Here is a 25,804-nt window from a genome sequence, read left to right as displayed (position 1 = left end):
TGGCGGGGTGTCCATCCCGCATGTGCTGCTCGGGTTGCTCGCCACCGGCAGGAAGCACGGCTACGAGCTCAAGCGCGCACACGACGAGCGGCTGCCCCGCGCCCGGCCGCTGGCCTTCGGGCAGGTCTACGCCACCCTCGGCCGGCTGCACCGCGACGGCCTGGTGGCGGTCACCGGGCAGGAGCGCGAGGGCGGCCCGGACCGCACGGCCTACGCGCTCACCAGCGACGGGCGTGCCGCGCTGGACCGTTGGCTCGGCACGGTCGAGCCGCCGATGCCGCACGTCACCAGCACGCTCTTCGCCAAGGTCGTGGTGGCGCTGCTGGTCGCCGACGTCGACCGCGCCCGGGCCTACCTGGCCGCCCAGCGCCGGGCGCACACCGAGCGGCTGCGGGAGCTGACCGCCGTCAAGACGTCCCCCTCGGCCACCCTCGACGACGTCGTCGCGGCCGACTACGCCATCGCCCACCTCGACGCCGACCTGCGGTGGTTGCACACCACCCTGGACCGGGTCGCCGACTGGCACCGGGAGGTGCACTCGTGACGGAACTCCAGGCACGCGCAGTGGCCAAGGCCTACGGGCACACACCCGCCCTGCGCGGCGTCACCCTCGACGTCGCCGAGGGCGAAATCGTCGCCGTGACCGGGCCCAGCGGCTGCGGCAAGTCCACCCTGCTGCACTGCCTCGCCGGCATCCTGCGTCCCGACGCCGGCGAGGTGAGCTGGAACGGGCAGCGGATCGACACCTGGTCCGAGGCGGCGCGCTCGAAGCTGCGGCGTACCGAGTTCGGCGTGCTGTTCCAGTTCGGCCAGCTCGTCGCCGAGCTGACCGCCGCGGAGAACGTCGCCCTTCCGCTGCTTCTCGCCGGCACGGGGCGGCGAGAGGCGCGGACGGCGGCGGTGTCCTGGCTGGACCGGCTCGGCGTGGCCGACCTGGCCGACACCCGGCCGGGCGAGATGTCCGGCGGGCAGCAGCAGCGCTGCGCCATGGCGAGGGCCCTCGTCACCGAGCCCCGGGTGCTCTTCGCCGACGAGCCCACCGGAGCGCTGGACACGCTCGCCGGCGAGCAGGTGCTCACCCGACTGGTCCGGCTGGCCCGCGAGCAGGGCACGGCGGTCGTGCTGGTCACCCACGAGCCGCGAATCGCCGCGTACGCCGACCGCGAGGTCGTCCTCCGCGACGGCGTGGTGGACGACACCGGCCTGGGGCTCGACGCGCCGCTGACCGGCGGGCAGCGGTGAGGCCCGCCACGCTGGTCCGGCTCGCCCTGGCCGGCACCCGCACCGACACCGCGCGGGTGGTCCTGACCGCGCTCAGCGCCACGCTGGCCACCCTCGCGGGCCTGGCCGCGCTGACCGTGCTGGCGATTCCCACCCCGCCGGCCACCCCCGGGAACGACAACCGCTGGTCGCAGCAGTACGCGAACCAACTGCTCGTCGAGCCGGGGCTGCGGGGCGGCACCGCCTTCGCCCTGCTGCTGCTCACCATTCCGGTACTGGCGCTGGCCGGGCAGTGCGCCCGGCTCGGTGCCCCGGCCCGGGACCGCCGGCTCGCCGCGCTCCGGCTGGCCGGGGCCACCCCAGGGCAGGTGACCCGGATCGCCGTGCTGGAGACCGGCCTGGCGAGCCTGCTCGGCACGCTGACCGGCGCCGCGCTCCACTTCGCCGGCCGGGAGGTGTGGGGCCGGCCCGACGCCCGGGGGCGGCTCGCCCTCCCCACCGACGTGCTGCCCCCGCCGGGCGTGCTGGCGGCCGTACTGCTCGGGTTGCCGGCCGTCGCGGCCCTGGTCACCGCGCTGATGCTGCGCAGGGTGAGCACCACCCCGTTCGGCGTGGTGCGCCGGGCCCGCCGGGAGCGCGGGCCCCGGCCCTGGGCCGGTGTGCTGATCGGCGTCGGGCTCACCGCCTTCGTCGCCGTGCAGCCGGTCCTGCGCTGGTACGACCGGCGCGACGTCGAACCGCCGTCGTGGCTGGTGCCGGCGCTGCTGGTCTGCGGCGGCCTGGCCGCGATGCTCGGCGTGGTCGTCGGCACCGGCTGGATCTCCTGGACCACCGGGCGGATGCTGCACCGCTACGCCCGGGGGCCGGCCGCGCTGCTCGCCGCCCGCCGGCTCATGGCCGACCCGTGGGCGGGCAGCCGCACCTTCGCCACCCTGCTGGCGGCGGTGCTCCTCGGCGCCGGCGCGGCCGGGCTCCGGTCGTACTTCGTCGCCCGGGACGAGGCCGACCGGCTGTCCGGCGCCAGCTCGGCCGGCACCGACAACTTCTATCTCGGGACGATGGACCTGGTGGACCTCGCGGTGGCGGTGGCGATGCTGGTCGCCGCCGGCGGGCTGGTCGTCGCCCTCGTGGAGGGGATCGTCGCCCGGCGCCGGGCGTACGCGGCCCTGGTCGCGACCGGCGTGCCCCGGGGTGTCCTCGGCCGCTCGATCGCCTGGCAGTCGCTGGCCCCGGCCGTGCCGGCGGTGGCCGTCGCCCTGGCCGTGGGCCTGCTGCTCGCCCGAGGGCTCTTCCGCGCGCCGACCGAAACCCACTACGCCGAGGTCTGTGAGGCCGCCGAGCACATCTGCGCCGATCCCGTCGCCCGCGCCCGGTACACCCGCATCGTGTCGGAGCCGCAGGTGATCGTGACTCCCGACGTACCCCTGGAGCAGCTGGCGGCGCTCGGCGGCGGCGCGCTGGCCGCGGTGCTGGTGACGGTCGGCGTCGGCCTGCTCTTCCTGCGCACCGGCACCGCCGTCGAGGAACTGCGGGCGGCCTGAGTGGTGTAACGCCGGCGGCGATGGTGACGCTGTTGGCTCCGGAGGCCCGGCCGACGGGCCGGCCCGGGGGCGCCGGCTCCCGGGCACGCGTGGCAGCGGGAGTTCAGCGATGCACAACCAGCCGGGCGGCGCGCCGCCGGTGTTCGTCGACCGGACCGGGCGGCGGCGCCGGCTCACGGTGATCGCCGGCACCGCGATGGGCCTGGGGCTGCTCACGAGCCTCGGCCTGATCGCCGCCGGCCTCTTCATGGATTCGTCGGTGCCGCTGCCCGGTTGGTCGGACAGCCGCCCACCCGCACCGGTGGAGGCCGAGGTGGACGGGCGCGCCGGGCTGGGCGGCCCGGCGCCGACCAGCGCCCGGCCGTCGCCGGCGACCAGCACCTCGGTGCCGGTGCCGACGCCCACCCGCACCGCCCCGGCCGTCGGCGCCTCCACCGCCCGGCCGACCCCGTCGGAACAGCCCGGCCAGGGCGACGAGCGGCGCACCGCGAAGCCCAGCCGGTCACCGGGCAGGCCGAGGTAGCGGTGGCACGGCACATCGCCCGCCGGGATCCGCGGGCGCACTGGGTCCTGCTCCTGCTCGGGCTGGTGCTGCTCCTCGCGGCGCTCACCGTTGACGGCCTGGTGACCGGACTCGCCGGCGGTTCCGGTTCCGCGCGGGCCGACGCCTCCGCCGGGCCGGCGGTGCCGAAGGAGGTCGCGACCGGCGGGCCGGTGCTGCGGCTCGACCGGGACCGGCCGGCCAGCCGGACGATGCCCGACCGGACCGTCGCGCTGACCTTCGACGACGGGCCGGACCCGCGCTGGACGCCGCAGGTGCTCGACGTGCTGCGCCGGCACGACGCGCGCGCCACCTTCTTCGTGGTCGGCGCCCGGGTCAACGAGCACCCCGAGCTGGTCCGCCGGATCCTCGCCGAGGGGCACGAGATCGGCTCGCACAGCTTCACCCACGCCGACCTCGGCGCGGCCCCCGACTGGCGGCGCGACCTGGAGCTGTCGCTGACCCGCAAGGCGGTCGCCGCGGCGACCGGCCGCGAGGTCACCCTGCTGCGGCCGCCGTTCTCGTCGCAGCCGTCGGCGCTGACCGGTCCCGAGTACGCCGCGCTGCGCGCCGCCGCCGGCACCGGGCACGTCACCGTGCTCGCCGACCGGGACACCAAGGACTGGTGGCGGCCCGGCGTGCCGGCCATCGTCGAGGCCGCCACCCCGGAGCGGGGGCGCGGGGCGGTGGTGCTGATGCACGACGGCGGCGGCGACCGCGCCCAGACGGTGGCCGCCCTCGACCGGCTGCTGCCCGGGCTGACCCGACAGGGCTACCGGTTCACCACCGTCTCGGAGGGCATCGACGCGCCCGCGTCCATGGTGCCGGCGGGCGGGGGTAGCCGGCTGAGCGGCCACGCCCTCCGGTGGACCCAGGTCGGCGCGGGCTGGATCGCCGGCGCGATGGACCTGCTGCTCGGAATCGCGCTGGTGCTGGGCGTGGCCCGGCTGGCCGTGCAGGTGTGCTGCGCGCAGGTCCACGTGCGGCGGGTCCGCCGGCCGAGGCGCGTCCCGCCGACGGTCACCGCCCCGGTGTCGGTGATCGTGCCCGCGTACAACGAGGCCGCGAACATCGCCGCGACCGTCCGGTCGCTGGTGGCCAGTGACTACCCGGCGCTGGAGGTGATCGTGGTGGACGACGGCTCCAGCGACGACACCGCCGGGATCGTCGAGCGGCTCGGCCTGCGCGGGGTGCGGGTCATCCGGCAGGCGAACGCCGGCAAGCCGGCCGCGCTGAACACCGGCATCCGGGCCGCCCGCGCCGACCTGCTGGTCCTGGTCGACGGCGACACCGTCTTCCAGCCGGACACGGTGCACCGGCTGGTGCAGGGGTTCGCCGACCCGACGGTGGGCGCCGTCTCCGGCAACACCAAGGTCGCCAACCGGCGGCGGCTGCTCGGCCGCTGGCAGCACCTGGAGTACGTGATCGGCTTCAACCTCGACCGCCGGATGTACGACGTGCTGGAGTGCATGCCGACCATCCCCGGCGCGATCGGCGCGTTCCGCCGCGAGGTGCTGTTCGCCGTCGGCGGCGTGCCCTCGGACACCCTGGCGGAGGACACCGACCTCACCATGAAGGTGCTGCGGGCGGGCTGGCGGGTGGTCTACGAGGAGGCGGCGATCGCCTGGACCGAGGCACCCTCCTCGCTGCGGCAGCTCTGGCGGCAGCGCTACCGCTGGTGCTACGGCACGATGCAGGCGATGTGGAAGCACCGGCACGCGCTGCGGGAGCGGGGTGCCGGCGGCAAGCTGGGCCGGCGCGGTCTGCCGTACCTGACCGTGTTCCAGGTCGTGCTGCCGCTGACCGCCCCGGCGGTGGATGTCTACGCCGTCTACGGCCTGCTCTTCCTGCCCTGGTCGACGCTGGTGCTGGCCTGGGCGGGGCTGCTGCTGCTCCAGACGGTCACCGCCGCGTACGCGCTGCGGCTGGACCGGGAACGTCCCGGCCCGCTGTGGAGCCTGCCGTTCCAACAGTTGATCTACCGGCAGTTGATGTACCTGGTGGTGGTGCAGTCGGTCGTCACCGCGCTGATCGGCAACCGGCTGCGCTGGCAGCGGATGGTGCGCACCGGCGAGGCGGCGGCCCTGGTCGGGGCGCAGGGCCGGCCGCCCCGGTGACGCCCGGCGGGGTCAGCCGGCGGTGAACAGGCCGGCGGCGATCGCGAGCAGCGTCCCGGCGGCGGTGGAACAGCAGCACACCAGCAGGAACGCGACCACCGCGAGGATCGCCCAGACGCGCCGGTCGCGCGCCGCCGCCCGTAGGCCCGACCGGGGTACGTCCTCGGCCGGCTCGTCGTCCGCCCCGTCGCCCCCGGTCACCCCGGCAGTCTAGGCGCCGGCGGGCGGGCCGCCGGGTGCTGGCGCCCGGACGGGTGAAGACGGTCTGCTCGGCCCGTGCGCCCCCAGGCGACCAGGCGATCCTGGCGTCACCGGGACGTGTCCTCGCCAGCCCGGGCCCGACACGACGGAGCAGGCCCATGCACTTCACCAGCCAGGACCTCGTGGTCGACCACAGGTCGAACCTCGACGCGAACAACGGCGCGACGATCGAGCTGTTCGTCCGCTGGTTCAAACCGGACCTTCCGCCGGGCCGGCCCCGCCAGCCGGTGCTCATGGTGCATGGCCGCAGCAGCCCGGGCCTCGTCTCGTTCGACCTGCGGAGCGACGCGGGAGAGGGCAGGTACAGCTGGGCGAGGGAGTTGGCGGAGGAGGGGTGTGACGTCTTCGTCATGGACCTGCAGGGGATGGGCAGATCGACCCGTCCGGTGCAGATGAACGATCCGTGCAACATCAATCCGCTCCAGCAGCACCTCCTGCTGCCCCGGGAACCGTGCGCGGCCAGGTACGCGAAGCAGCTCACGAACTCGGCGAGCGACTGGGCGGAACTCGGCACCGTCGTGAACTGGATCCTGGGCCAGTCGGGCATGCCATCCAAGATCGATCTGATCGGCTACTCGGCGGGCGCCTACGCCGTGGGTCCGTACGCCATGACGATCGACCCCGCCAAGGTGGCCAGCCTCCTGCTGCTCGCACCGATCTTCGCGGTGAAGGGCCCGTCGACGCCGCCCCCGACGCTTCCGGTCAGCACCCCCTGCGCGGTGTACGGGTTCCCGATGCACATCCTGCACAGGACCGGTTTCAAGAAGTCGTGGGACAGCGAGGTCGACGTGGAACCCCGCTACCCGGGCCAGCGCGACGACGTGCACGACATCGTCGACGTGGTGTGGGACGCCTTCCTGGACAACGACCAACTGGGGCGTACCTGGGGGCCCGGTGTCTCGCGGTTCCGCAACGGTTACTGGTGGGGCTGGAACCCGGAGCGGGTGACCGCCGACCGCACCAACCTCGGTGAGGAGGTGCCGGTGCTCATCGTCTACGGGGAGAAGGACACGTCGGCCAACAACACGCCACTCAACTTCTCGGTCCCGGAGCTCTACAGGTCCGTCCAGGGCCGGCGCAAGCTGATGTACCGGCTGGACGGCGCCGGGCACCTCGTCGTCTGGGAGCGTCAGCGCAAGCGGTTGCACACGCTGTCCCGGAAGTGGCTGCGCAGTGCGCGGCACCCGACGCGCCCCTACAACGTCGACGGCAACACCAGCGGGACGTTCGTCGTCCCGTGGGAGGGCGACCCGGTCGAGATGGACTACACGTCGGGACGGACGGAGCAGCCGGTGGCCGTTCCGCTCGAACCGATGTAGGACCGGTGGTGTCCCCGCGCGCCGGGCAGGACCCCTCCTGACCGGGGCCCTGCCCGACGCCGCTCAGGCGCGGCCGAGGCGGTCGAGGATCCAGGCGTTGACGAACGCCTCCTCCCGCCAGGCGTCGTAGCGACCGCTCGGGCCGCCGTGGCCGGCGCCCATCTCGGTCTTGAGCAGGTAGTCGCCCCGCGGGGCGACCGCCCGCAGCCGGGCGATCCACTTCGCCGGCTCGTGGTAGAGCACGCGGGTGTCGTTGAGGCTGGTCACCGCCAGGATCGCCGGGTAGTCGACGGCCCGCACGTTCTCGTAGGGGGTGTAGGACTTCATGTACGCGTACACCTCCGGGTCGTCGAGCGGGTTGCCCCACTCCTCCCACTCGGTGACGGTCAGCGGCAGCGACGGGTCGAGGATCGTGGTCAGCGCGTCCACGAAGGGCACCTGCGCGACGATCCCGGCGAACGCGTCGGGGGCGAGGTTGGCCACCGCGCCCATCAGCAGCCCGCCGGCCGAGCCGCCCCGGGCGACGAGCCGGTCGCTCGCCGTCCAGCCGGCCTTGACCAGGTGCCGGGCACAGGCGACGAAGTCGGTGAAGGTGTTCTTCTTGGCCAGCAGCTTGCCCTGCTCGTACCAGCGACGGCCCAGCTCGCCGCCGCCCCGGATGTGCGCCACGGCGAAGATGACGCCCCGGTCGAGCAGCGAGAGCCGGGCGATGGAGAACCACGGGTCCATGCTCGACTCGTAGGAGCCGTAGCCGTAGACGACGCAGGGGGCGGAGCCGTCCCTCGGCGTGCCCGCCCGGCAGACCAGCGAGATCGGCACCCGCGTACCGTCGTCGGCCAGCGCCCAGTCGCGGTGCTGCTCGTAGTCGGCCGGGTCGTAGGCCCGCCCGTCCGGCCCGGGCTTCACCGGCTTCTGCCGGCGCAGCACCATCTGCCGGGTGACCAGGTCGTAGTCGTAGACCGAGTCGGGGGTGACCAGCGAGGTGTAGCGCAGCCGGATCTGCCTGGTCTGGTATTCCGGGTTGCTGTCCAGCCCGACGCTGTAGAGCGGCTCGGGGAAGTCGATGTCGAACGGGTCGCCGCCGCCGATCGGCAGCACCCGCAGCCCGGTCAGCCCGTTGTTGCGCAGCGAGACGACGAGGTGGTCGGCGAAGGCGTCCACCGCCTCCAGCCGGGTGCCGGGGGAGTGCTCGATCAGCGGCACCCAGTCGCCGGGCGCGTCCGCCGAGGTGTACGACAGCGCGAAGTCCTCGGCGCCGTCGTTGTGCAGGATCAGGAAGCGGTGGCCGTGGTGCTCGACCGTGTATTCCACGCCCTGTCGGCGGGGCGCGACGGACGCGGGTGCGCCGGTCGGGTTGCCGGCCGGGATCACCAGCACCTCGCTGGTGATCTTGCTGTGGATGTCGATGAGGACGAACTTCTCGGAGCGGGTCAGCTCGACGCCGACCCAGAACCGCTCGTCGTCCTCCTGGTGCACCACCACGTCCTCGCTCGACGGGGTGCCCAGGGTGTGCCGCCAGACGCGGTTGGGCCGCCACGCCTCGTCCACCGTCACGTAGAACAGCACCGAGGCGTCGGCCGACCAGGCGGTGCCGTAGAAGGTGCCGGGCACCTCGTCGGGGAGGACCTCACCGGTGGTGAGGTCCTTGACCCGTAGCGTGAACCGCTCGTCGCCGGAGAAGTCCGTCGAGTAGGCCAGCCACCGCCCGTCGGGGCTGACGTCGAACGCCCCGAGCGCGAAGAAGTCGTGCCCCTCGGCGAGCACGTTGCCGTCGAGCAGCACCTCCTCGCCGTCCAGCGGCGCGCCGTCCGCGCTGACCGGCGGGTCGGTCTCGCCGTCCCGGACCGCCCGGCGGCACTGCACGCCGTACTGCTGCCCCTCGACGGTGCGGGTGTAGTACCAGTAGCCGCCCTTGCGGCTGGGCACCGACAGGTCGGTCTCCTGGGTGCGCCGGCGGGTCTCCTCGAACAGGTCGGCGCGCAGCCCTTCCAGGTGCGCCGTCCGGGCCTCGGTGTAGGCGTTCTCGGCGGTCAGGTAGGCGATGGTCTCCGGGTCGTCCTTGGTGGCCAGCCACGCGTACTCGTCGGTGACGGTGTCGCCGTGGTGGGTGCGCTCGCTGGGCACCCGCTTCGCCGTGGGCACGGGGGTCTCGGTGGTCACGGCGCCACGTTACCGGCTGTCCGCTCACGGACACGGCCGCTGCTCAGGTCAACTCGAAACCGTCGGCGACCCTGAGCCCCGTGAATCCGTCGCGGTTCATTCGAACATGTGTACGATGACCGGCATGGCGGCAGCAGCGAGTTCCACCGACCGGCCCGGAGCCCTCGACATCACCCGGCGCTTGACCGAGATCTGCGGCCCGCCCTTCGCCCGCCTCGCCGGCCCGGCCGACGAGGTGGCCGGCCGTCCGGCCCGCTGGGTGGCCGTCCCGGGTGGCCCGCGCGCCGCCGCCGACGTGCTGCGGCTCGCCGCCCGGCACGACCTGAGCGTGGTGCCGCGCGGCGCCGGCACCAAGATCGACTGGGGTGCCGCCCCCGACCGGGTCGACCTCATGCTCGACACCGGCCGGCTCGCCGGCATCGGGCACGAGCCGCCCGGAGCGCCGGCCGCCGAGGTCGGCGCGGGCACCCCGCTGCGCGCGGTGCAGGCCACGCTCGAACGCACCGGGCAACGGCTGGCGGTCGACGCCCCCTCGCCCGGCGCCACCCTCGGCGGGGTGCTCGCCGCAGGCGAGGCGGGCCCGCTGCGGCACCGCCACGGCAGCCCGTGCGACCAGCTCCTCGGCGTGCGCTACCTCGACGCCGACGGCGAACTGGTCGACGCGGGCGGCGGCAGTGCGGGGCTGGAGCTGGCCCGGCTGCTCTGCGGCTCGCAGGGGGCGCTCGGCGTGCTCGTCTCCGCCACGCTGCGCGTGCAGACCGTCCCGGCCGGCCGGATCTGGGTCACCCGCCCGGTCTGGACCCCGCTGGAGGTGCACGACCTCGTGCGTACGGTGCTCGCCGCCCGCCTCGATCCGGCGGCGGTCGAGCTGGACCTGCCGGCCGGCGCGGGACCCCGGCCGCGCCAGGACGGCCGGGCCGAGTCGATGGCGCGCCACCCGTCCATGACCGGGCGCGCCGCGACCGGCCCGGCCGGCGCCGGGCGGCTGGCGGTGCTGCTGGAGGGCGGTCCGGCCGACGTCGCCGAGCGCGCCGACCGACTGGTCACGCTCCTCGGCGGCCGGTCCGGGGTCAGCCACTCGGCGCCGCAGTGGTGGCGGCGCTATCCGTTCGGCCCGGGCGACACCGCGCTGCGGATCGAGGTGCCGATCGCCGACCTGCACGCCGCCGTCTACGCGCTGCGCGACGCCGCCGGCGCCCCCGTCCCGGTGCGCGGCTCGGCCGGCCTGGGCGTCGTGCACGCGGCCCTGCCCGGCGCCATGCCCCCCGACCGGGTCGCCTCGATCCTGGCCGCCGTCCGTGGAGTGCTCCTCGCCCGGCAGGGCCGGTGCGTGGTGGTGTCCGCGTCGCCGGCCGTCCGACGGGCCGTCGACCTCTGGGGCGAGCTGGCCGGCCTGCCCCGGTTGCGCGCCGCCAAGGAGCACCTCGACCCGCACCGCCGCCTCGCCCCCGGCCGCCTGCCGGGCGGCCTCTAGGGCCGGGTCACCACCTGGAGGCTCTCGGCGCCCCTTTCCGCGAACCTGCCGAACACCAGTCCGCCCTCCACAGCGGACTCAGGCGGCGTCGTTGCGGAGCACCAGGATGGCGATGTCGTCGCGGGGCGCCTCCGCCGAGAAGCCGAGCGCGGTCGAGCGCAGGCGGGCGGCCACCACGTCGGCCGAGTAGCCGGCCAGCGGTGCGGCGGCGTCGCGGAGCCGGTCGGTGCCGAACAGTTCCCGGCCGCGCCGCCGCTCGGTCACCCCGTCGGTGTAGAAGACCAACGAGTCGCCCGGGTCGAGCGGGACCTGCGCCGTCGGCGAGGCGATCGAGTCGAGCAGCCCGAGGGCGGTGCCCCCGGTGCCGACGAAGGTGGCCCCGCCGGCGGAACGCAGCAGCACCGGACGGTCGTGGCCGGCGAGGTGCAGCGACACGTCGAGCTGTGCGCCGTCGCCCGGGCCCACCGCCGCGAGGGCCAGCGTGCAGTATCGCCCGCCGCCCCGCTCGACCAGCGTCTCGTTGACCCGGGCCAGCGCCTCCGGCAGCGGCTTGCCGTCGCCGACCAGCACCCGGATGACGTCGCGGACGAGGCCGGTGACCGTCGCCGCCTGCACGCCCTTGCCCGAGACGTCGCCGACGACCACCAGCCAACGCCCGTCCGGCAGCGGCACCACGTCGTAGAAGTCGCCGCCGACGTCGGCGTCGCCGCCGGTCGGGACGTACTCGGCGGCGAAGCCGATGCCCTCGACCACGGGCAGCACCGGCGGCAGCAGCGACTGCTGGAGGGTCTGCGCGACCCGGCGGCGCTCGGCGTGGATCCGGGCGTTCTCGATCGCCAGCGCCGCCCGGCGGGCCACGTCCTCCAGCACGGCGACCTCGTCCGGGTCGTGCCGGTGCCGCTGGTGCCGGCCCACGGCCAGGGTGCCGAGCCGCTGGCCCCGGGCGATCAGCGGCAGGGCGAATCCCTCCATCGGCGCGCCGAGCGGCATCTGGGTGCCGTTGCGCGACGCCTCCCGCAGCCGCGCCTGGACCGACTCCGGGCCGGTCTCCTGGAGCACCTTGTGCAGTTGGGGCAGCATCGACTCGTCGGCGTGGCTCGCCGCCGCGAGGCGCAACCGACCCCACTCGTCGGTGGTGTGCACCGCGCACCACTGGCCGAGCCGGGGCACCACGAGCTGCGGGACGAGCGCCATCGTCAGCTCGACGTCCAGGGACTGCGCGAGCAGCTCGCTGGCCTCGGCGAGGAAGGTCAGCCAGGCCTGCCGACGCACGTCCGCCCGGCGCAGCCGGTCGTTCTCCAGGTGCAGCGAGAGCCGCTCGGCCATCAGCACCGCCAGCGGCCGGGCGTACGCCGACGGCGCCGCGTCCAGCTCCAGCTCGCCGCCGTACGGCCGGTGCACCGACAGCGGCACCCGGATCAGCTCGTTGCCGGGCCGGGGCTGGCGGCCGTACCGGGCCAGCACCTGGGCGCCCTGCCCGTCCCCCCGGTCCAGCCGGACCGTCCCGCCGGCGGCGCCGACCATCTCGGCCACCCGGGTGAGCAGGCTGGTCGCGAAGTCGGGCAGCGGATCCTCGGCGTACGGGTCGGGGGTGGTCTGCATCAGCTCGCTCATCGCCCCCGCGCTCGGTGCGGGGTGCCCCGACGTCGCGGCGGCCCCACCCCCGGCGGTCGCGGCGCCCGGCGCCGTACGCCCGACGGCCTGCGGCTCCCCGTCGCCGGACGGGCCGGGCCGGTCCAGCCGGAACCAGACGCCCTTGCCCGTCGGCAGGTAGGTGGTGCCCCAGCGGCTGGCGAAGTGGTCGACCAGCAGCAGCCCTCGGCCGCGCTCGGAGACCTCGTCGATGTTCGTGGTGTCGTTGCGGACCCCGACGGTCAGCTCGTCGACGGGGCCGGCCGCGAAGTCGGAGACGGTGACGGTGAGCCCGACCGGGTCGGCGACGACCTCGACGTCCAGTTCGGTGCGGGCGTGCTCCACTGCGTTGGTGGAGAGTTCGGTGGTCAGCAGCAGCGCCTCGTTGACCAGCTCGTCCAGGTGCGCCTCGGTGAGCACCGAGCGCACCAGGGCCCGGGCGGCGGCGGGCGTACGCCGGTCGGCGGGAAGCCGGACGCGCCGGACGTGCTCGTCTCGGCCCCCGGTCGCCGCGGGCCCCGTCTCCGCTGACACCCCCGTATCCTCCACCTCTGCCCGCTCGGGTGCCAAGCCGATGCCGGACGAGTGGCGCGATCGGCAGTCGCCCGGTCACGGCGGGCGACGCAGGACCGGGCGAACAGTGCGGGCGGGGCGATTTCGGGCGTGGCGGCCGGCCGCACACACGTGGCGGAGACGAGGCCACGGGCACAATGATGGGATGGCCTGCGTCGCAGGCGTCGGTGGCCCCGAGCTGAGCGAGGACTGATGACCACGGCGAAACAGTCGGCGACCGCGGATTCGTCCGCGCCCGACCACGAGGCGCTCCTCCTCGAGTTGACCGAGGCGCTGCGGCGGGTGGGTCGCGGCGACCTGAAGACCCGGTTGCCCCGGCGGGCGGGCCGCGCCGGCGAGGTCGCCGACGCCTTCAACGAGGTCGTCTCGCTCCAGGAGCGGCAGTACCTCGACCTGCGTCGGATCAGCCGGATCGTCGGCCGGGACGGGCGGCTCACCGAGCGCCTGGACGACGAGGGGCTGGACGGCTCCTGGGCGGAGGGCCAGCGGGCGATCAACTCGCTCATCGACGACCTCGGCCGGCCCACCACCGAGATCGCCCGGGTCATCGTGGCGGTCGCCGAGGGCGACCTGTCCCAGCACATGGCGCTGGAGATCGACGGCCGGCCGCTGCGCGGCGAGTACCTGCGCATCGGGCGCACCGTGAACACGATGGTGGACCAGCTCTCGTCGTTCGCCGACGAGGTCACCCGCGTCGCGCGCGAGGTGGGCACCGAGGGCAAGCTGGGCGGCCAGGCCGACGTGCGCGGCGTTGCCGGCACCTGGAAGGACCTCACCGACTCGGTCAACACCATGGCGTCGAACCTGACCGGCCAGGTGCGGTCGATCTCCCAGGTGGCGACGGCGGTGGCCAAGGGCGACCTGTCGCAGAAGATCACGGTCGGCGCGCGCGGCGAGGTCGCCGAGCTGGCCGACACGATGAACTACCTGACCGACACCCTGCGGCTCTTCGCCGAGCAGGTGACCCGGGTGGCGCGCGAGGTGGGCACCGAGGGCAAGCTGGGCGGCCAGGCCGACGTGCCGAACGTGGCGGGCACCTGGAAGGACCTGACCGACAGCGTCAACTCGATGGCGTCGAACCTGACGTCGCAGGTGCGCAACATCGCGCAGGTCTCCACGGCGGTGGCGCGGGGCGACCTGTCCCAGAAGATCACCGTGGCGGCGCAGGGCGAGATCCTGGAGCTCAAGGACACCGTCAACACGATGGTGGACCAGCTCTCGTCGTTCGCCGACGAGGTCACCCGCGTCGCGCGCGAGGTGGGCATCGAGGGCAAGCTGGGCGGCCAGGCCCAGGTGCGCGGCGTCTCCGGCACCTGGCGGGACCTGACGGAGAACGTCAACCAGCTCGCCGGCAACCTGACCAGCCAGGTCCGCAACATCTCGCAGGTCTCCACCGCCGTCGCCAGGGGCGACCTGAGCCAGAAGATCACCGTCGACGCGCAGGGCGAGATCCTGGAGCTGAAGAACACCGTCAACACGATGGTGGACCAGCTCTCGTCGTTCGCCGACGAGGTGACGCGGGTGGCGCGCGAGGTGGGCACGGAGGGCAAGCTGGGCGGTCAGGCCCAGGTCAAGGGCGTCTCCGGTACGTGGCGCGATCTGACGGACAACGTGAACTCGATGGCGTCGAACCTGACGTCGCAGGTGCGCAACATCGCCTCGGTGACCACGGCCGTGGCGAAGGGCGACCTGTCGCAGAAGATCACCGTGGACGCCCGGGGCGAGATCCTGGCGCTGAAGTCGACCGTGAACACGATGGTGGACCAGCTCTCGTCGTTCGCCGACGAGGTGACGCGGGTGGCGCGCGAGGTGGGCACGGAGGGCAAGCTGGGCGGTCAGGCCCAGGTGCGCGGCGTCGCCGGCACCTGGCGGGACCTGACCGACAACGTCAACTCGATGGCGTCCAACCTCACGGCCCAGGTCCGCAACATCGCCCAGGTCTCGACCGCCGTGGCGAAGGGCGACCTGTCGCAGAAGATCACGGTCGACGCGCAGGGCGAGATCCTGGAGCTCAAGTCGACGGTCAACACGATGGTGGACCAGCTCTCGTCGTTCGCCGACGAGGTGACGCGGGTGGCGCGCGAGGTGGGCACGGAGGGCAAGCTGGGCGGTCAGGCCCAGGTCAAGGGCGTCTCCGGTACGTGGCGCGACCTGACGGACAACGTGAACTCGATGGCGTCGAACCTGACGTCGCAGGTCCGCAACATCGCCTCGGTGACCACCGCCGTCGCCAACGGCGACCTGTCGCAGAAGATCACGGTCGACGCGCAGGGCGAGATCCTGGAGCTGAAGTCGACGGTCAACACGATGGTGGACCAGCTCTCGTCGTTCGCCGACGAGGTCACCCGCGTCGCGCGCGAGGTGGGCATCGAGGGCAAGCTGGGCGGTCAGGCCCAGGTCAAGGGCGTCAGCGGTACGTGGCGGGACCTCACCGAGAACGTCAACCAGCTCGCCTCGACCCTCACCACCCAGCTGCGCGCCATCGCGCAGGTCTCCACCTCGGTGACCCGGGGCGACCTCACCCAGCGGATCGCCGTCGAGGCGCAGGGCGAGGTCGCCGAGCTGAAGGACAACATCAACCAGATGATCGTCACCCTCCGGGAGACGACCAAGAAGAACGCCGAGCAGGGCTGGCTCGACTCCAACCTGGCCCGGATCGGCGGCCTGCTCCAGGGGCAGCGCGACCTCGGCGAGGTCTGCCGCATGATCATGATGGAGGTGACCCCGCTGGTCGACGCGCAGCTCGGCGCGTTCTTCCTGGCGGACAACTCCGAGGGCGTGATGCGGCTGCGGCTGACCGCCTCGTACGGCTACGTCGCCCGGGGACACGACGTCACCTTCGGGCCCGGCGAGGGGCTGGTCGGCCAGGCCGCCCTGTCCCGCCGGACCATCCGGATGGGCGGCCTGCCGGACGGCAAGCTGATGCTCCGCTCCGGCCTCGCCGACACCCCGCCGGCCGACCTGGTCGTGCTGCCCGTGCTCTTCGAGGGCGAGCTGCTCGGGGTGATCGAGTTCGCCAGCGTCACGACCTTCTCCGAGCTGCACCTGTCGTTCCTGGAGCGGCTGGTCCTCACCATCGGCATCGCGGTCAACACCATCCAGGCCAACCGGCGTACGGAGGAGCTGCTGGCGCAGTCGCAGCGACTCGCGCACGAGTTGCAGGAGCAGTCGGCCGAGCTCCAGCGCACCAACGCCGAGCTGGAGGACAAGGCGCAGCTGCTCTCCGAGCAGAAGGGCAACATCGAGACCAAGAACCGGGAGATCGAGCTGGCCCGGCTCGGCCTGGAGGAGAAGGCCCAGCAGCTCACCCGGGCTTCGGCGTACAAGTCGGAGTTCCTGGCCAACATGAGCCACGAGCTGCGTACGCCGTTGAACTCGCTGCTGCTGCTGGCCCGCCTGCTGGCCGAGAACTCGGAGCAGAACCTCACGCCGAAGCAGATCGAGTTCGCCCGGACGATCCACGGCGCCGGCTCCGACCTGTTGTCGCTGATCGACGACATCCTCGACCTGTCCAAGATCGAGGCGGGGCGGATGGACGTCGAGCCGACCGAGGTCCGGTTCGACGAGATCCGCGGCTACGTCGAGCAGGCGTTCGCGCCGCAGGCCGAGGAGAAGGGCCTGGACTTCCAGGTGCGGATCAGCAGGGACCTGCCGCCGGCCCTGGTCACCGACGCCCAGCGCCTGCAGCAGATCCTGCGCAACCTGCTCTCCAACGCGGTCAAGTTCACCGACAACGGCGCGGTGACGCTGCGGATCGCGCCGGCGCCCGAGAACGCGGTCTTCGACGTGCCGGCGCTGATCAACGCGCGGCAGGTGATCGCGTTCACGGTGGTCGACACCGGCATCGGCATCTCCGACGACAAGCTGTCGCTGATCTTCGAGGCGTTCCAGCAGGCGGACGGCACCACCAGCCGCCGTTACGGAGGCACGGGGCTGGGGCTGTCGATCAGCCGGGACCTGGCCCGGCTGCTGGGCGGCAGCATCGCCGTGTCGTCGGCACCCGGCCAGGGCTCGACGTTCACCCTCTTCGTGCCGGACGTGCTCGCGCCGGACGCGGTGGTGGCGCCGCTGCCGCCGTCGCCGGCCCGGGCGGGGCTGCCGTCGTCGCTGCTGATGCCGCCGCCGGAGCTGCCCGAGCCGGCCTCGACGCCGGCCACCCGGCAGTTGGAGGGGGCGACCGTGCTGATCATCGATGACGACGTGCGGAACGTCTTCGCGCTGACCAGCGCGTTGGAACTGCACGGCCTGACCGTGTTGTACTCGGACAACGGGGCGGACGGCGTCCGCCTGCTGGCCGAGCATCCGGAGGTGGACATCGTCCTGATGGATGCGATGATGCCCGACCAGGACGGTTATGAGACGACCCGACAGATCCGGCGCAACCACCGGTTCGCCGATCTGCCGATCGTCTTCCTGACCGCCAAGGCCATGCCCGGCGACCGCGAGTCGGCGCTGGCGGCCGGGGGAAGTGACTACATCACCAAGCCCGTCGACCTGGACGAGTTGATCGAGCTCATGTCGTCCTGGATCAGCGGCAGCCGGAGCGAGGAGAGTTCGTGACCCAGATGGCTAAGGCGCTGCTGGTGGACGACCGCCGGGAGAACCTGATGGCGCTGGAGGCGATCCTCCAGGGGCTGCCGGTCCAGTCCGTCGCCGTGGAGAGCGGCGAGGCGGCGCTGAAGCAGCTGCTGGTCGACGACTTCGCGGTGATCCTGCTGGACGCCCAGATGCCGGACATGGACGGCTTCGAGACGGCCAGCCACATCAAGCGGCGCGAGCGTACGCGGCACGTGCCGATCATCTTCCTCACCGCCGCCGACCGCGACGCGCAGCTCGCGTTGCGCGGCTACGCGGTCGGCGCCGTCGACTACCTCACCAAGCCGTTCGACCCGTGGGTGCTGCGGGCCAAGGTGTCGGTCTTCGTCGAGCTGTGGGTGAAGACCCGGCAGCTCGCGGCCCAGTCCGACCTGGTGCGGGAGCGCGACGCGCAGTGGCGGATGCTGACCGACGCCGTCGACGAGGCCACGGCGATGCTGCGTACGGACGATCCGGACGCCCGTGACCGCGCCGTCGAACTCCTCGAACAGGCCCGCTGGGGCAACACCGCCTGACCCTGGGCGGACGCGAGTTCGCCGTCCAGCCCCGCGCCCACGGCCGCGATCCTTCCGCCGCCCGCCAGGGCGGGGTGCAGCCGGAGGCCGCGCGCACGTCGGAGCGGCTCCCGGACGGTCAGCGCAGCGCATCCAGGCGCCGGTGGTACTCCTCGGTGTCCAGTTCGCCGCGCGCGTAGCGTTCGCCCAGGATCCGGCGTGCGGACTCGTGCCGGTCGGCCATCGGGCGCTGGCGGATGCCGGTCGTCACATACCACACCGCCCAGATCACCAGCAGAACCAGAACGAGCCAGCCGAGCATCATGACGCCCATCGGCCAGGCCCAACCGTAGCCGTGCATGGCATGTCCCTTCTCGACGCGTGACATCGGGTCCGTTCCGACGGTGTCCGGGAGCCGTCTCGACCGGCAGGGCTGCGTACCCCGCCGCCGGTGGACCTCACCTCATGCCGGAGGCCGGGCCCGGAGGGCGCGGGCCGCGTCCGACGTCTCGTGATTCATGTGGTCGGCGTGGCCACCGTGCACGAAGTTGGCCTTGCGGAAAGACCCCGGACCGTCCCGGGCAACCTCATGCTCGACGCCACGGGGCGAGCCGCGCGAGGGCTGGGGAGGGGACGGGTCAGCCGGTGGTCTGGTCGTTGCGGATCATCAGGGCGCTGCGGAGGCCGGTGATGTCCAGGACGCGGAGCAGGAAGTCGCCGACGTTCGTCAGGACCAGGAGGCTCTGCGCGTGGCTGGCCTTGCGGCTGAGCACGACGAGGGTGCCCAGCCCCTGGGAGTCGCAGAAGGTGACGCCGCCGAGGTCGAGGACGATCCGCGGCGGCGGGTCGGCGAGCACCTCGTTGACGACGGTCGACAGCTGGGCGGCCGTGAGCATGTCGATCTCACCGGACAGGCGCAGCACAGCTTCGTCGCCCGTCCGGTGTAGCGTGATGGACAGTTCGGCACGATCCACCCGGTCAGCCTAGCGCGATCCGGACGACCCGGCCTGTCGAGCGACGGCGACCGAATCCGCGGGGCGGGACGACCCCGCCGACGGAGCCGGGAACGGTCGGCCCGGGGGAGCCGGGAACGGTCGGCCTGGGGGAGCCGCGAACGGTCGGCCTGGGGGAGCCGCGAACGGTCGGCCCGGGTGAGACTGGTAACCCCGGTGCGGGGTGCCTGCCGATTCGCCGTCCGGCGCTGACACAATGGCGGCATCGTGACCGATATGTTTCCCGCCGGATCTGGCCGCTACCCGGCCGAAGCGCCGGCCTCCGAGGCCCTGTTCGACCGCGCCAAGGCCATCGTGCCCGGCGGGGTGAACTCCCCCGTGCGCGCGTTCCGTGCCGTCGGCGGCACCCCGCGCTTCATGGTCCGGGGGGAGGGGCCCTGGCTCTACGACGCCGACGACCGGCGCTACGTCGACCTGGTCTCCTCCTGGGGGCCGCTGATCCTCGGCCACGCCCACCCGGAGGTGGTGGAGGCGATCCGGTCCGCCGCGACCCGGGGCACCAGCTTCGGCACCCCGACGCCGGGCGAGGTCGAGCTGGCCGCCGAGATCGTCGACCGCACCCCGGTCGAGCAGGTCCGGCTGGTCAACTCCGGCACCGAGGCCACCATGTCGGCGATCCGGCTGGCGCGCGGCTTCACCGGCCGCCCCCGGATCGTCAAGTTCTCCGGCTGCTACCACGGGCACTCCGACGCGCTGCTGGCCGCCGCCGGCTCCGGCGTGGCCACCCTCGGCCTGCCCGACTCGCCCGGTGTGACCGGCGCGGCGGCGGGCGACACGATCGTGCTGCCGTACAACGACGTCGCCGCCGTGGAGCAGGCGTTCGCCGCCGAGGGCCAGCACATCGCCGCGATCATCACCGAGGCCGCCGCCGGCAACATGGGCGTGGTCGCCCCGCGCGACGGCTTCAACTCCCAGCTCGCCCGGATCGCGCACGCGCACGGCGCCCTGCTGATCGTCGACGAGGTGATGACCGGGTTCCGCGTCTCCCGCGCCGGCTGGCACGGCCTCGACCCCTCCGACGCCGACCTGTGGACGTACGGCAAGGTCATGGGTGGTGGGTTGCCGGCCGCGGCGTTCGGCGGGCGCGCGGAGATCATGGAACGCCTGGCCCCCGCCGGCCCGGTCTACCAGGCCGGCACCCTCTCCGGTAACCCGCTGGCCTGCGCCGCCGGTCTGGCGACCCTGCGGCTGGCCGACGACGCGCTCTACCGCAGGCTCGACGACACGGCCGCCGTCGTGAGCAAGCTGGCCTCCGACGCGCTCGCCGCCGCCGGGGTCCCGCACCGGCTGTCGTACGCGGGCAACATGTTCTCGATCTTCTTCACCGACGCCGACGTGGTCGACTACGACAGCGCCCGTACCCAGCAGGTGCCGGCGTTCAAGGCGTTCTTCCACGCGATGCTCGCCGGCGGCGTCTACCTGCCGCCGAGCGCCTTCGAGGCGTGGTTCGTGTCGGCGGCGCTGGACGACGCCGCTCTGGAGCGGATCGCCGCCGCCCTGCCGGCGGCGGCGGGCGCGGCGGCAGCGGCCGGTCACGGGGGGTAGCGGTGAGCAAGACGGTGGTCCACGTGCTGCGGCACGGCGAGGTGCACAACCCGGAGGGCATCCTCTACGGCCGGCTGCCCGGCTTCCGGCTCTCCGAGCTCGGGGTGCAGATGGCCAAGGCCGCCGCGCAGGGGCTCGCCGAGCGCGAGGTCGTGCACGTGGTGGCGAGCCCCCTGGAGCGCGCCCAGCAGACGGCCGAGCCGATCGCCGCGCAGTTCGGGCTGCCGGTCGGCGTGGACGAGCGGCTCATCGAGAGCGCGAACTGGTTCGAGGGCAAGAAGGTCTCGCCGGGCGACGGCTCGTTCCGCGACCCGCGCAACTGGTGGGTGCTGCGGGACCCGGTCACCCCGTCCTGGGGTGAGGCCTACCGGGCGATCGCGGAGCGGATGTTCGCCGCCCTGCACGCCGCCCGGGTGGCCGCCGAGGGGCGCGAGGCCGTGCTGGTCTCGCACCAGCTTCCCATCTGGACGCTGCGCCGCCACGTCGAGCGCAAGCGGCTCTGGCACGACCCGCGCCGGCGCCAGTGCGGGCTGGCCAGCCTCACCTCCTTCCACTTCGACGGCGCCAAGGTCGTCGGCATCGGCTACTCCGAGCCGGCCGCGCACCTGATCGCGATGTCGGCGACAGCCCGGACGGCCAAGGGGGCCTGATGAACGCCCGGAGGTGGACCGCGGGTCTGCTCGCCGCCGTCGCGACGGCGGCGCTGGCCGGCTGCTCCTCGCAGAGCCGGGAGGAGGCCTGCGGCACCAGCCCCGAGGGCGTCATCGAGTGCGCCCCGGACGAGCGCTCCCCGGCCCCGAAGATCTCCGGTGAGCTGCTCACCGGCGGCAGCCACGACGTGGCGAAGGACCGCGGCCAGGTCGTCGTGGTCAACTTCTGGGGCTCGTGGTGCAACCCGTGCCGGGCCGAGGCGGACGACCTGGAGAACACCTACCAGGCCACCAAGGCCTCCGGGGTGACCTTCCTGGGCGTCAACATCCAGGACAGCCGGGACAAGGCGATCGCCTTCGAGGAGCGGTTCGGGGTCAGCTACCCGAGCCTGTTCGACCCGCCCAGCCGGGTGGCGCTCGCCCTGGACATCCCGCCGAACACCATCCCGGCCACCATCGTGCTCGACCGGGACGGCCGGATCGCCGCCGTGATCCGGGCGGCGGTGAGGCAGGAGGGCCTCCAGCCCATCGTCGAGCGGATCGCGGCCGAGCAGCCGGCGCCCAACGGTTCCCGCTGATGGGCGAGACGTTCCGGGAGCTCGCCCAGTCCGGTCCGCTGCTGCTCGCCATCGGCGCGGCCGCGCTCGCCGGTCTGGTCAGCTTCCTCTCCCCGTGCGTGCTCCCGCTGGTGCCGGGCTACCTGTCGTACGTCACCGGTCTCGCCGGGGCCGATCTCGAAACCCGTCGCCCGCAGGCCGGGAAGGGCTTCCCGTCGACGGCTCCGGTGGCGGAGGGAACCCCTCCCGACACCAACGGCGGTGGGGTGGCGGTGCGGGAGCGGGCCGTGGCGGCGACCGCCGCGGTGAAGGGCCGGGTGCTGGCCGGCACGCTGCTGTTCATCGCCGGCTTCACCGTCGTCTTCACCGCCACCGCGATCCTCTTCGCCGGCGTCGGCCGGGTCTTCTTCGAGTACGAGCGCACGCTGGAGATCGTCATCGGCGCGCTCATCGTCGTGCTCGGCCTGGGCTACGTCGGGGTCGTCCCCGGGCTGCAGCGGGAGTTCCGGATCAACCGGCTGCCCGCCGCCGGGCTTCTCGGCGCCCCGGTGTTCGGCGCGGTCTTCGCGCTGAGCTGGGTGCCGTGCGTCGGCCCGACCCTGGGCGCCGTTATCGGCATGGCGGCCGTCGGCGGCCAGACGGACCGGGCGGTGGTGCTCGCCGTGGCGTACTGCCTGGGGCTGGGGATACCGTTCGTCGTCTTCGGGCTGGGCTTCCAGCGCCTGCTCGGGGTCTTCCGCGCCGTCCGGCGCCACAGCCGCTGGGTCACCCGGGTCGGCGGCGCGCTGCTGATCCTGATCGGCCTCGCGCTGGTCACCGGCGGGTGGACGAACTTCGTGATCTGGTTGCAGACCACCGTCGGGGTCGGCGAGGTGAGTATCTGATGACGGTCGTGGACGAGCGTCCGGCGACGCCGGCCGAGGCGCCCCGGCGCCGGCCCAACCGGCTGCTGGCGCTGCTGCGCAACTCGTGGCGGCAGCTCACCAGCATGCGTACGGCGCTGGTGCTGCTGTTCCTGCTCGCGATCGCCGCGATCCCCGGTTCGGTGCTGCCGCAGCGGGGGGTCAACCCGGAGGACGTCCGGGACTACTTCACCGAGCACCCCGACCTGGCGCCGGTGCTGGACCGGATCGGCGCCTTCGAGGCGTTCGGCTCGGTCTGGTTCTCCGCGATCTACCTGCTGCTGTTCACCTCGTTGATCGGCTGCATCACGCCCCGGCTGCGCGACCACGTCCGGGCGCTGCGGTCGACGCCGCCGGCCGCCCCGAAGCGGCTGGACCGGCTGCCGCAGCACGCGCTGCTGCCCGCCCCCGAGGGCGGCGTGGCGGCGGTCGCCGAGGCGCTGCGCCGGCGCCGCTGGCGGGTGGCGGTCCGCGGCGACGAGGTCTCCGCCGAGAAGGGCTACCTGAAGGAGACCGGCAACCTGCTCTTCCACACCTCGATGGTGGTCGTGCTGGTCGGCGTCGCGCTCGGCTCGTGGTACGGCTGGAGCGGCAACCGGCTGCTCGTCGCCGGCGAGGAGAACGCGTTCTGCAACACCCGCCAGCAGTACGCCGAGGCCAAGCTCGGCCCGCGGGTCGGCAGCGAGGACCTGCCCGGATTCTGCGTCCGGCTCGACGACTTCCACGCCCGGTTCCTGGAGACCGGCCAGCCGGAGTTCTTCAACGCCGAGGTGACCGTCGACGAGGCGGGCGGCGAGTCGCGGCGGGCCGAGTTCTCGGTCAACGCGCCGCTGCGCCTCGACGGCGCGAACGTCCACCTGCTCGGCCACGGCTACGCCCCGGTGATCCGCTACACCGACCGGTTCGGCCGCAGCCAGACCAGCACCGTGCCGTTCCTGACCACCGGCGACGTCGGGCTGACCAGCGAGGGCCTGGCCGCCTTCCCGGACGCCAACGTCGATCCGGCCACCGGCGACCGGGACCCGAACCTCCAGATGGCCTTCTCGGGTCTCTACCTGCCGACCGCGCCCGCGTCGCCGCCGTACGCGCGCTCCGAGTACCCCACCGAGCGCAACCCGGCGCTGAACCTCGTCGCCTACCGGGGCAACCTGGGGCTGGACGCCGGCATCCCCGGCTCGATCTACGAACTGGACCAGCGGCAGGTGCGCGCCGGGAAGGTGAAGGAGGTCGGCACGAAGCTGCTCCGCCGGGGCGAGACCTGGACGCTGGACGACGGCACCAAGGTCGAGTTCCTGGACACCAGGCCGTACGTCACGCTGTCGGTCCGCCACGACCCGGGCTCGACGCTGCTGCTGGTCAGCTCCGCGGTGCTGCTGGTCGGCCTGATGGGTTCGCTGTTCGGCCGGCGTCGGCGGGTCTTCTTCCGGATGGTTCCGGCCGACCCCGCGGGTGGATCTCCGACGGGCGGTAGTAGTTTGGTCGAGGCCGGTGGTCTGCCGCGCACCGACCATCCCGGGTTCGCCGACGAGTTCGCGCAGCTCGTGGCGGCGGTCGGCGGCGGCGACAAGGCCGACCGTGACGGCGTCGACCGTGACGGCGACGACCGGGCCGGAGCGCGAGAAGGAGCCGAGTGATGTCCGCACTCTCCGATCAGCTGGTGTCGTTCGCGATCCTGGCGTACCTGGTCGCGATGATCAGCCACGCCGTCGAGTACGCGCTCGGCAACGCCCGGACGCAGGTCGCCGCGCCCGCCCGCGAGCTGGTCGGGGCCGGCGTCGGCGCGGCCGGGGGTGGGCTGCCGGAGGCGCCCGCCAAGGCCCCCGACGGGGCGGCCGAGCGCACCGCCCGCCGCGCCCGGCTGGCGGGCGTGGGCGCCGTGGCCGCCACCGCGCTGGCGGCGCTGCTGCACCTCGGGGCGCTGGTCACCCGCGGCATCGCCGCCGACCGGATGCCCTGGGGCAACATGTACGAGTTCGTGCTCACGGTCTCGTGGATCGGCTCCGCCGCCTGGCTGGTGGTGCTCTGGAAGCGGCCGATGCTGCGCCGCCTGGGGCTGTTCCTGTCGTTGGTGATGGTGCTGCTGCTGGCGACCGCCGAGCTGGTGCTCTACGTGCCGATCGTGCCGCTGGTGCCCGCGCTCAACTCGTACTGGTTCGTCATCCACGTCTCGACCATCGTCTTCGCCTCCGGCATCTTCCTGCTCGGCGCGGTGCCGGCGGTGGCGTTCCTGATGCGCTCCGGCTACGAGCAGGGCCGGCGGAGCTTCCCGTACACCCTGGCGAAGCGGATGCCGTCGGCGGCGGGCCTGGAGCGGCTGACCTTCGTCCTGCACGCGTTCGCGTTCCCGATCTTCACCTTCGCGGTGATCGCCGGGGCGATCTGGGCCGAGGCGGCCTGGGGCCGGCCGTGGGGCTGGGACCCGAAGGAGACCTGGTCGTTCATCTCCTGGGTGATCTACGCCGGCTACCTGCACGCCCGCGCCACCCCGAGCGTGAAGCGGAACGTGGCCGCGTGGCTCGCCGTGGCCGGCTTCCTCACCATGCTGATGAACCTGTTCGGGGTGAACATCTTCTTCGAGGGCCTGCACTCGTACGGCGGCCTCGACTGATCATCGGCGGACGACCGGGCCGCCCGGGGAGCAGCCCGCTCCGCCGCTCTCCCGGCGACGCGGGTTCGCGGCCCGGGCGGGTCAGCCGCCCAACCAGCCAGGCACGTCGAGGCGGAACGGGTTGGCCGGGGTGACCGCCCGCAGGTCGTCCTCCAGCGCGGCCACCCGGTCCGCGCCGAGGGTCTCGACCCAGCGTTGCCGGAGGCGGTCGAAGACCTCCGCCGACCGGCGCAGGCCGTCCAGGCCGTGCGGGGTCACCCGGACCAGCTTGCGGCGGGCGTCGCGGGTGTCGTCGGCGCGTTCCAGGTAGCCGAGCGCGACCAGCCGGTCGACCGTCTTGCCGGCCGCCTGCTTGGAGACGCCGAGCCGCTGGCCGAGCTCTGTGGCGGTGGTGCCGCCGCCGACGGCCTGGAGCACGAAGCCGTGCAGCGGGCGCAGCTCCGGGTGGCCCTGCCGGGCCAGCTCCGCGTGCAGGTCGTCGACGAGCGTACGGAAGCCGGCCAGCAGCAGCAGGGGCAGCAGGAAGCCGGGTCGGTCGGGGTCAGCCGTTGCCATGTTCGACAACCTGGTTTACGGTTTCGACAACCACGTTGACGATCC

21 protein-coding genes are annotated in these 25,804 nt (G+C 73.5%); 15 read left to right on the top strand and 6 right to left on the bottom strand.

Annotated features, from left to right (window positions below; genetic code table 11):
* Window positions 1-7: 7 nt before the first annotated feature.
* The 5 genes from GA0070606_RS14550 to GA0070606_RS14530 all read left to right on the top strand — a co-directional run bounded on the left by GA0070606_RS14550 (window position 8) and on the right by GA0070606_RS14530 (window position 5,420).
* Window positions 8-544 carry a PadR family transcriptional regulator gene (locus GA0070606_RS14550; protein ID WP_091099523.1) on the top strand — a complete coding sequence of 179 codons (537 nt, stop codon included), beginning with the start codon at window positions 8-10 and terminating at the stop codon, window positions 542-544.
* On the top strand, window positions 541-1,242 hold the full coding sequence (locus GA0070606_RS14545; protein WP_091099521.1) for an ABC transporter ATP-binding protein: 702 nt from the start codon (window positions 541-543) through the stop codon (window positions 1,240-1,242). The genes GA0070606_RS14550 and GA0070606_RS14545 overlap by 4 nt, the downstream gene beginning before the upstream one ends.
* The gene (locus tag GA0070606_RS14540; protein ID WP_091099518.1) at window positions 1,239-2,762 is read left to right on the top strand and encodes an FtsX-like permease family protein; all 1,524 of its coding nucleotides are present in this window, start codon (window positions 1,239-1,241) and stop codon (window positions 2,760-2,762) included. Before GA0070606_RS14545 ends, GA0070606_RS14540 begins: the two co-directional genes overlap by 4 nt.
* A gap of 109 nt (window positions 2,763-2,871) precedes the next feature.
* Window positions 2,872-3,285 (top strand): hypothetical protein, encoded by a 414-nt coding sequence (locus GA0070606_RS14535; protein WP_091099515.1) that lies wholly within the window; start codon window positions 2,872-2,874, stop codon window positions 3,283-3,285.
* A 2-nt stretch (window positions 3,286-3,287) separates the two neighbouring features.
* Window positions 3,288-5,420 carry a bifunctional polysaccharide deacetylase/glycosyltransferase family 2 protein gene (locus tag GA0070606_RS14530; protein WP_091099512.1) on the top strand — a complete coding sequence of 711 codons (2,133 nt, stop codon included), beginning with the start codon at window positions 3,288-3,290 and terminating at the stop codon, window positions 5,418-5,420.
* Window positions 5,421-5,432: 12 nt separating this feature from the next.
* Here the strand turns inward: GA0070606_RS14530 and GA0070606_RS14525 are convergent, their stop codons facing one another.
* Complete coding sequence (locus tag GA0070606_RS14525) at window positions 5,433-5,621, bottom strand: hypothetical protein (RefSeq protein WP_091099509.1); 189 nt, start codon at window positions 5,619-5,621, stop codon at window positions 5,433-5,435.
* A gap of 158 nt (window positions 5,622-5,779) precedes the next feature.
* Between GA0070606_RS14525 and GA0070606_RS14520 the strand changes: the two genes are divergently transcribed.
* Window positions 5,780-7,000 (top strand): alpha/beta fold hydrolase, encoded by a 1,221-nt coding sequence (locus GA0070606_RS14520; RefSeq protein WP_091099506.1) that lies wholly within the window; start codon window positions 5,780-5,782, stop codon window positions 6,998-7,000.
* Between the two features lie 63 nt (window positions 7,001-7,063).
* Here the strand turns inward: GA0070606_RS14520 and GA0070606_RS14515 are convergent, their stop codons facing one another.
* Window positions 7,064-9,160, bottom strand: coding sequence for a S9 family peptidase (locus tag GA0070606_RS14515; protein WP_091099503.1), 2,097 nt, complete (start codon window positions 9,158-9,160; stop codon window positions 7,064-7,066).
* A 124-nt stretch (window positions 9,161-9,284) separates the two neighbouring features.
* Between GA0070606_RS14515 and GA0070606_RS14510 the strand changes: the two genes are divergently transcribed.
* Window positions 9,285-10,634, top strand: coding sequence for an FAD-binding oxidoreductase (locus GA0070606_RS14510; protein ID WP_091107734.1), 1,350 nt, complete (start codon window positions 9,285-9,287; stop codon window positions 10,632-10,634).
* Window positions 10,635-10,712: 78 nt separating this feature from the next.
* On the opposite strand, the gene GA0070606_RS14505 is transcribed toward GA0070606_RS14510, so the two are convergent.
* Window positions 10,713-12,800: a SpoIIE family protein phosphatase gene (locus GA0070606_RS14505; RefSeq protein WP_091099499.1), complete on the bottom strand. Its 2,088-nt coding sequence runs from the start codon at window positions 12,798-12,800 to the stop codon at window positions 10,713-10,715.
* Between the two features lie 231 nt (window positions 12,801-13,031).
* Here GA0070606_RS14505 and GA0070606_RS14500 point away from each other — a divergent pair, with 231 nt between their 5' ends.
* Window positions 13,032-17,399, top strand: a complete 4,368-nt coding sequence (locus GA0070606_RS14500) for a hybrid sensor histidine kinase/response regulator (protein ID WP_091099497.1) — start codon at window positions 13,032-13,034, stop codon at window positions 17,397-17,399.
* Entirely contained in the window at window positions 17,396-17,950 is a 555-nt protein-coding gene (locus GA0070606_RS14495; RefSeq protein ID WP_091099486.1) for a response regulator, read from the top strand. Before GA0070606_RS14500 ends, GA0070606_RS14495 begins: the two co-directional genes overlap by 4 nt.
* A gap of 118 nt (window positions 17,951-18,068) precedes the next feature.
* Here the strand turns inward: GA0070606_RS14495 and GA0070606_RS14490 are convergent, their stop codons facing one another.
* Together GA0070606_RS14490 and GA0070606_RS14485 are read right to left on the bottom strand one after the other, a co-directional pair.
* The gene (locus GA0070606_RS14490) at window positions 18,069-18,317 is read right to left on the bottom strand and encodes an SHOCT domain-containing protein (protein WP_218106017.1); all 249 of its coding nucleotides are present in this window, start codon (window positions 18,315-18,317) and stop codon (window positions 18,069-18,071) included.
* 250 nt (window positions 18,318-18,567) lie between these two features.
* Window positions 18,568-18,903 (bottom strand): STAS domain-containing protein, encoded by a 336-nt coding sequence (locus GA0070606_RS14485; RefSeq protein ID WP_091099478.1) that lies wholly within the window; start codon window positions 18,901-18,903, stop codon window positions 18,568-18,570.
* A gap of 246 nt (window positions 18,904-19,149) precedes the next feature.
* Here GA0070606_RS14485 and hemL point away from each other — a divergent pair, with 246 nt between their 5' ends.
* The 6 genes from hemL to ccsB are packed head-to-tail and all read left to right on the top strand — an operon-like array spanning window position 19,150 to window position 25,204.
* Window positions 19,150-20,487, top strand: a complete 1,338-nt coding sequence (gene hemL, locus GA0070606_RS14480; RefSeq protein ID WP_091099476.1) for a glutamate-1-semialdehyde 2,1-aminomutase — start codon at window positions 19,150-19,152, stop codon at window positions 20,485-20,487.
* Window positions 20,488-20,489: 2 nt separating this feature from the next.
* A complete protein-coding gene (locus GA0070606_RS14475; protein ID WP_091099474.1) occupies window positions 20,490-21,137 on the top strand; it encodes a histidine phosphatase family protein in 648 nt (215 codons plus the stop codon).
* Entirely contained in the window at window positions 21,137-21,715 is a 579-nt protein-coding gene (locus GA0070606_RS14470) for a TlpA family protein disulfide reductase (protein WP_091099472.1), read from the top strand. The genes GA0070606_RS14475 and GA0070606_RS14470 overlap by 1 nt, the downstream gene beginning before the upstream one ends.
* Window positions 21,715-22,578: a cytochrome c biogenesis CcdA family protein gene (locus GA0070606_RS14465; protein ID WP_091099469.1), complete on the top strand. Its 864-nt coding sequence runs from the start codon at window positions 21,715-21,717 to the stop codon at window positions 22,576-22,578. Before GA0070606_RS14470 ends, GA0070606_RS14465 begins: the two co-directional genes overlap by 1 nt.
* Entirely contained in the window at window positions 22,578-24,230 is a 1,653-nt protein-coding gene (gene resB, locus GA0070606_RS14460) for a cytochrome c biogenesis protein ResB (RefSeq protein ID WP_091099466.1), read from the top strand. Before GA0070606_RS14465 ends, resB begins: the two co-directional genes overlap by 1 nt.
* Complete coding sequence (ccsB, locus tag GA0070606_RS14455; RefSeq protein WP_091099463.1) at window positions 24,230-25,204, top strand: c-type cytochrome biogenesis protein CcsB; 975 nt, start codon at window positions 24,230-24,232, stop codon at window positions 25,202-25,204. The genes resB and ccsB overlap by 1 nt, the downstream gene beginning before the upstream one ends.
* Before the next feature lie 81 nt (window positions 25,205-25,285).
* Here ccsB and GA0070606_RS14450 read toward each other — a convergent pair whose 3' ends face one another.
* The gene (locus GA0070606_RS14450; protein WP_091099457.1) at window positions 25,286-25,759 is read right to left on the bottom strand and encodes a MarR family winged helix-turn-helix transcriptional regulator; all 474 of its coding nucleotides are present in this window, start codon (window positions 25,757-25,759) and stop codon (window positions 25,286-25,288) included.
* Between the last annotated feature and the right edge of the window lie 45 nt (window positions 25,760-25,804).

Source organism: Micromonospora citrea, assembly GCF_900090315.1.
Classification (GTDB): Bacteria; Actinomycetota; Actinomycetes; order Mycobacteriales; family Micromonosporaceae; genus Micromonospora; species Micromonospora citrea.
Note: the sequence above shows the minus strand (reverse complement) of the source record. Positions and strands in the feature narration are given on the sequence as shown.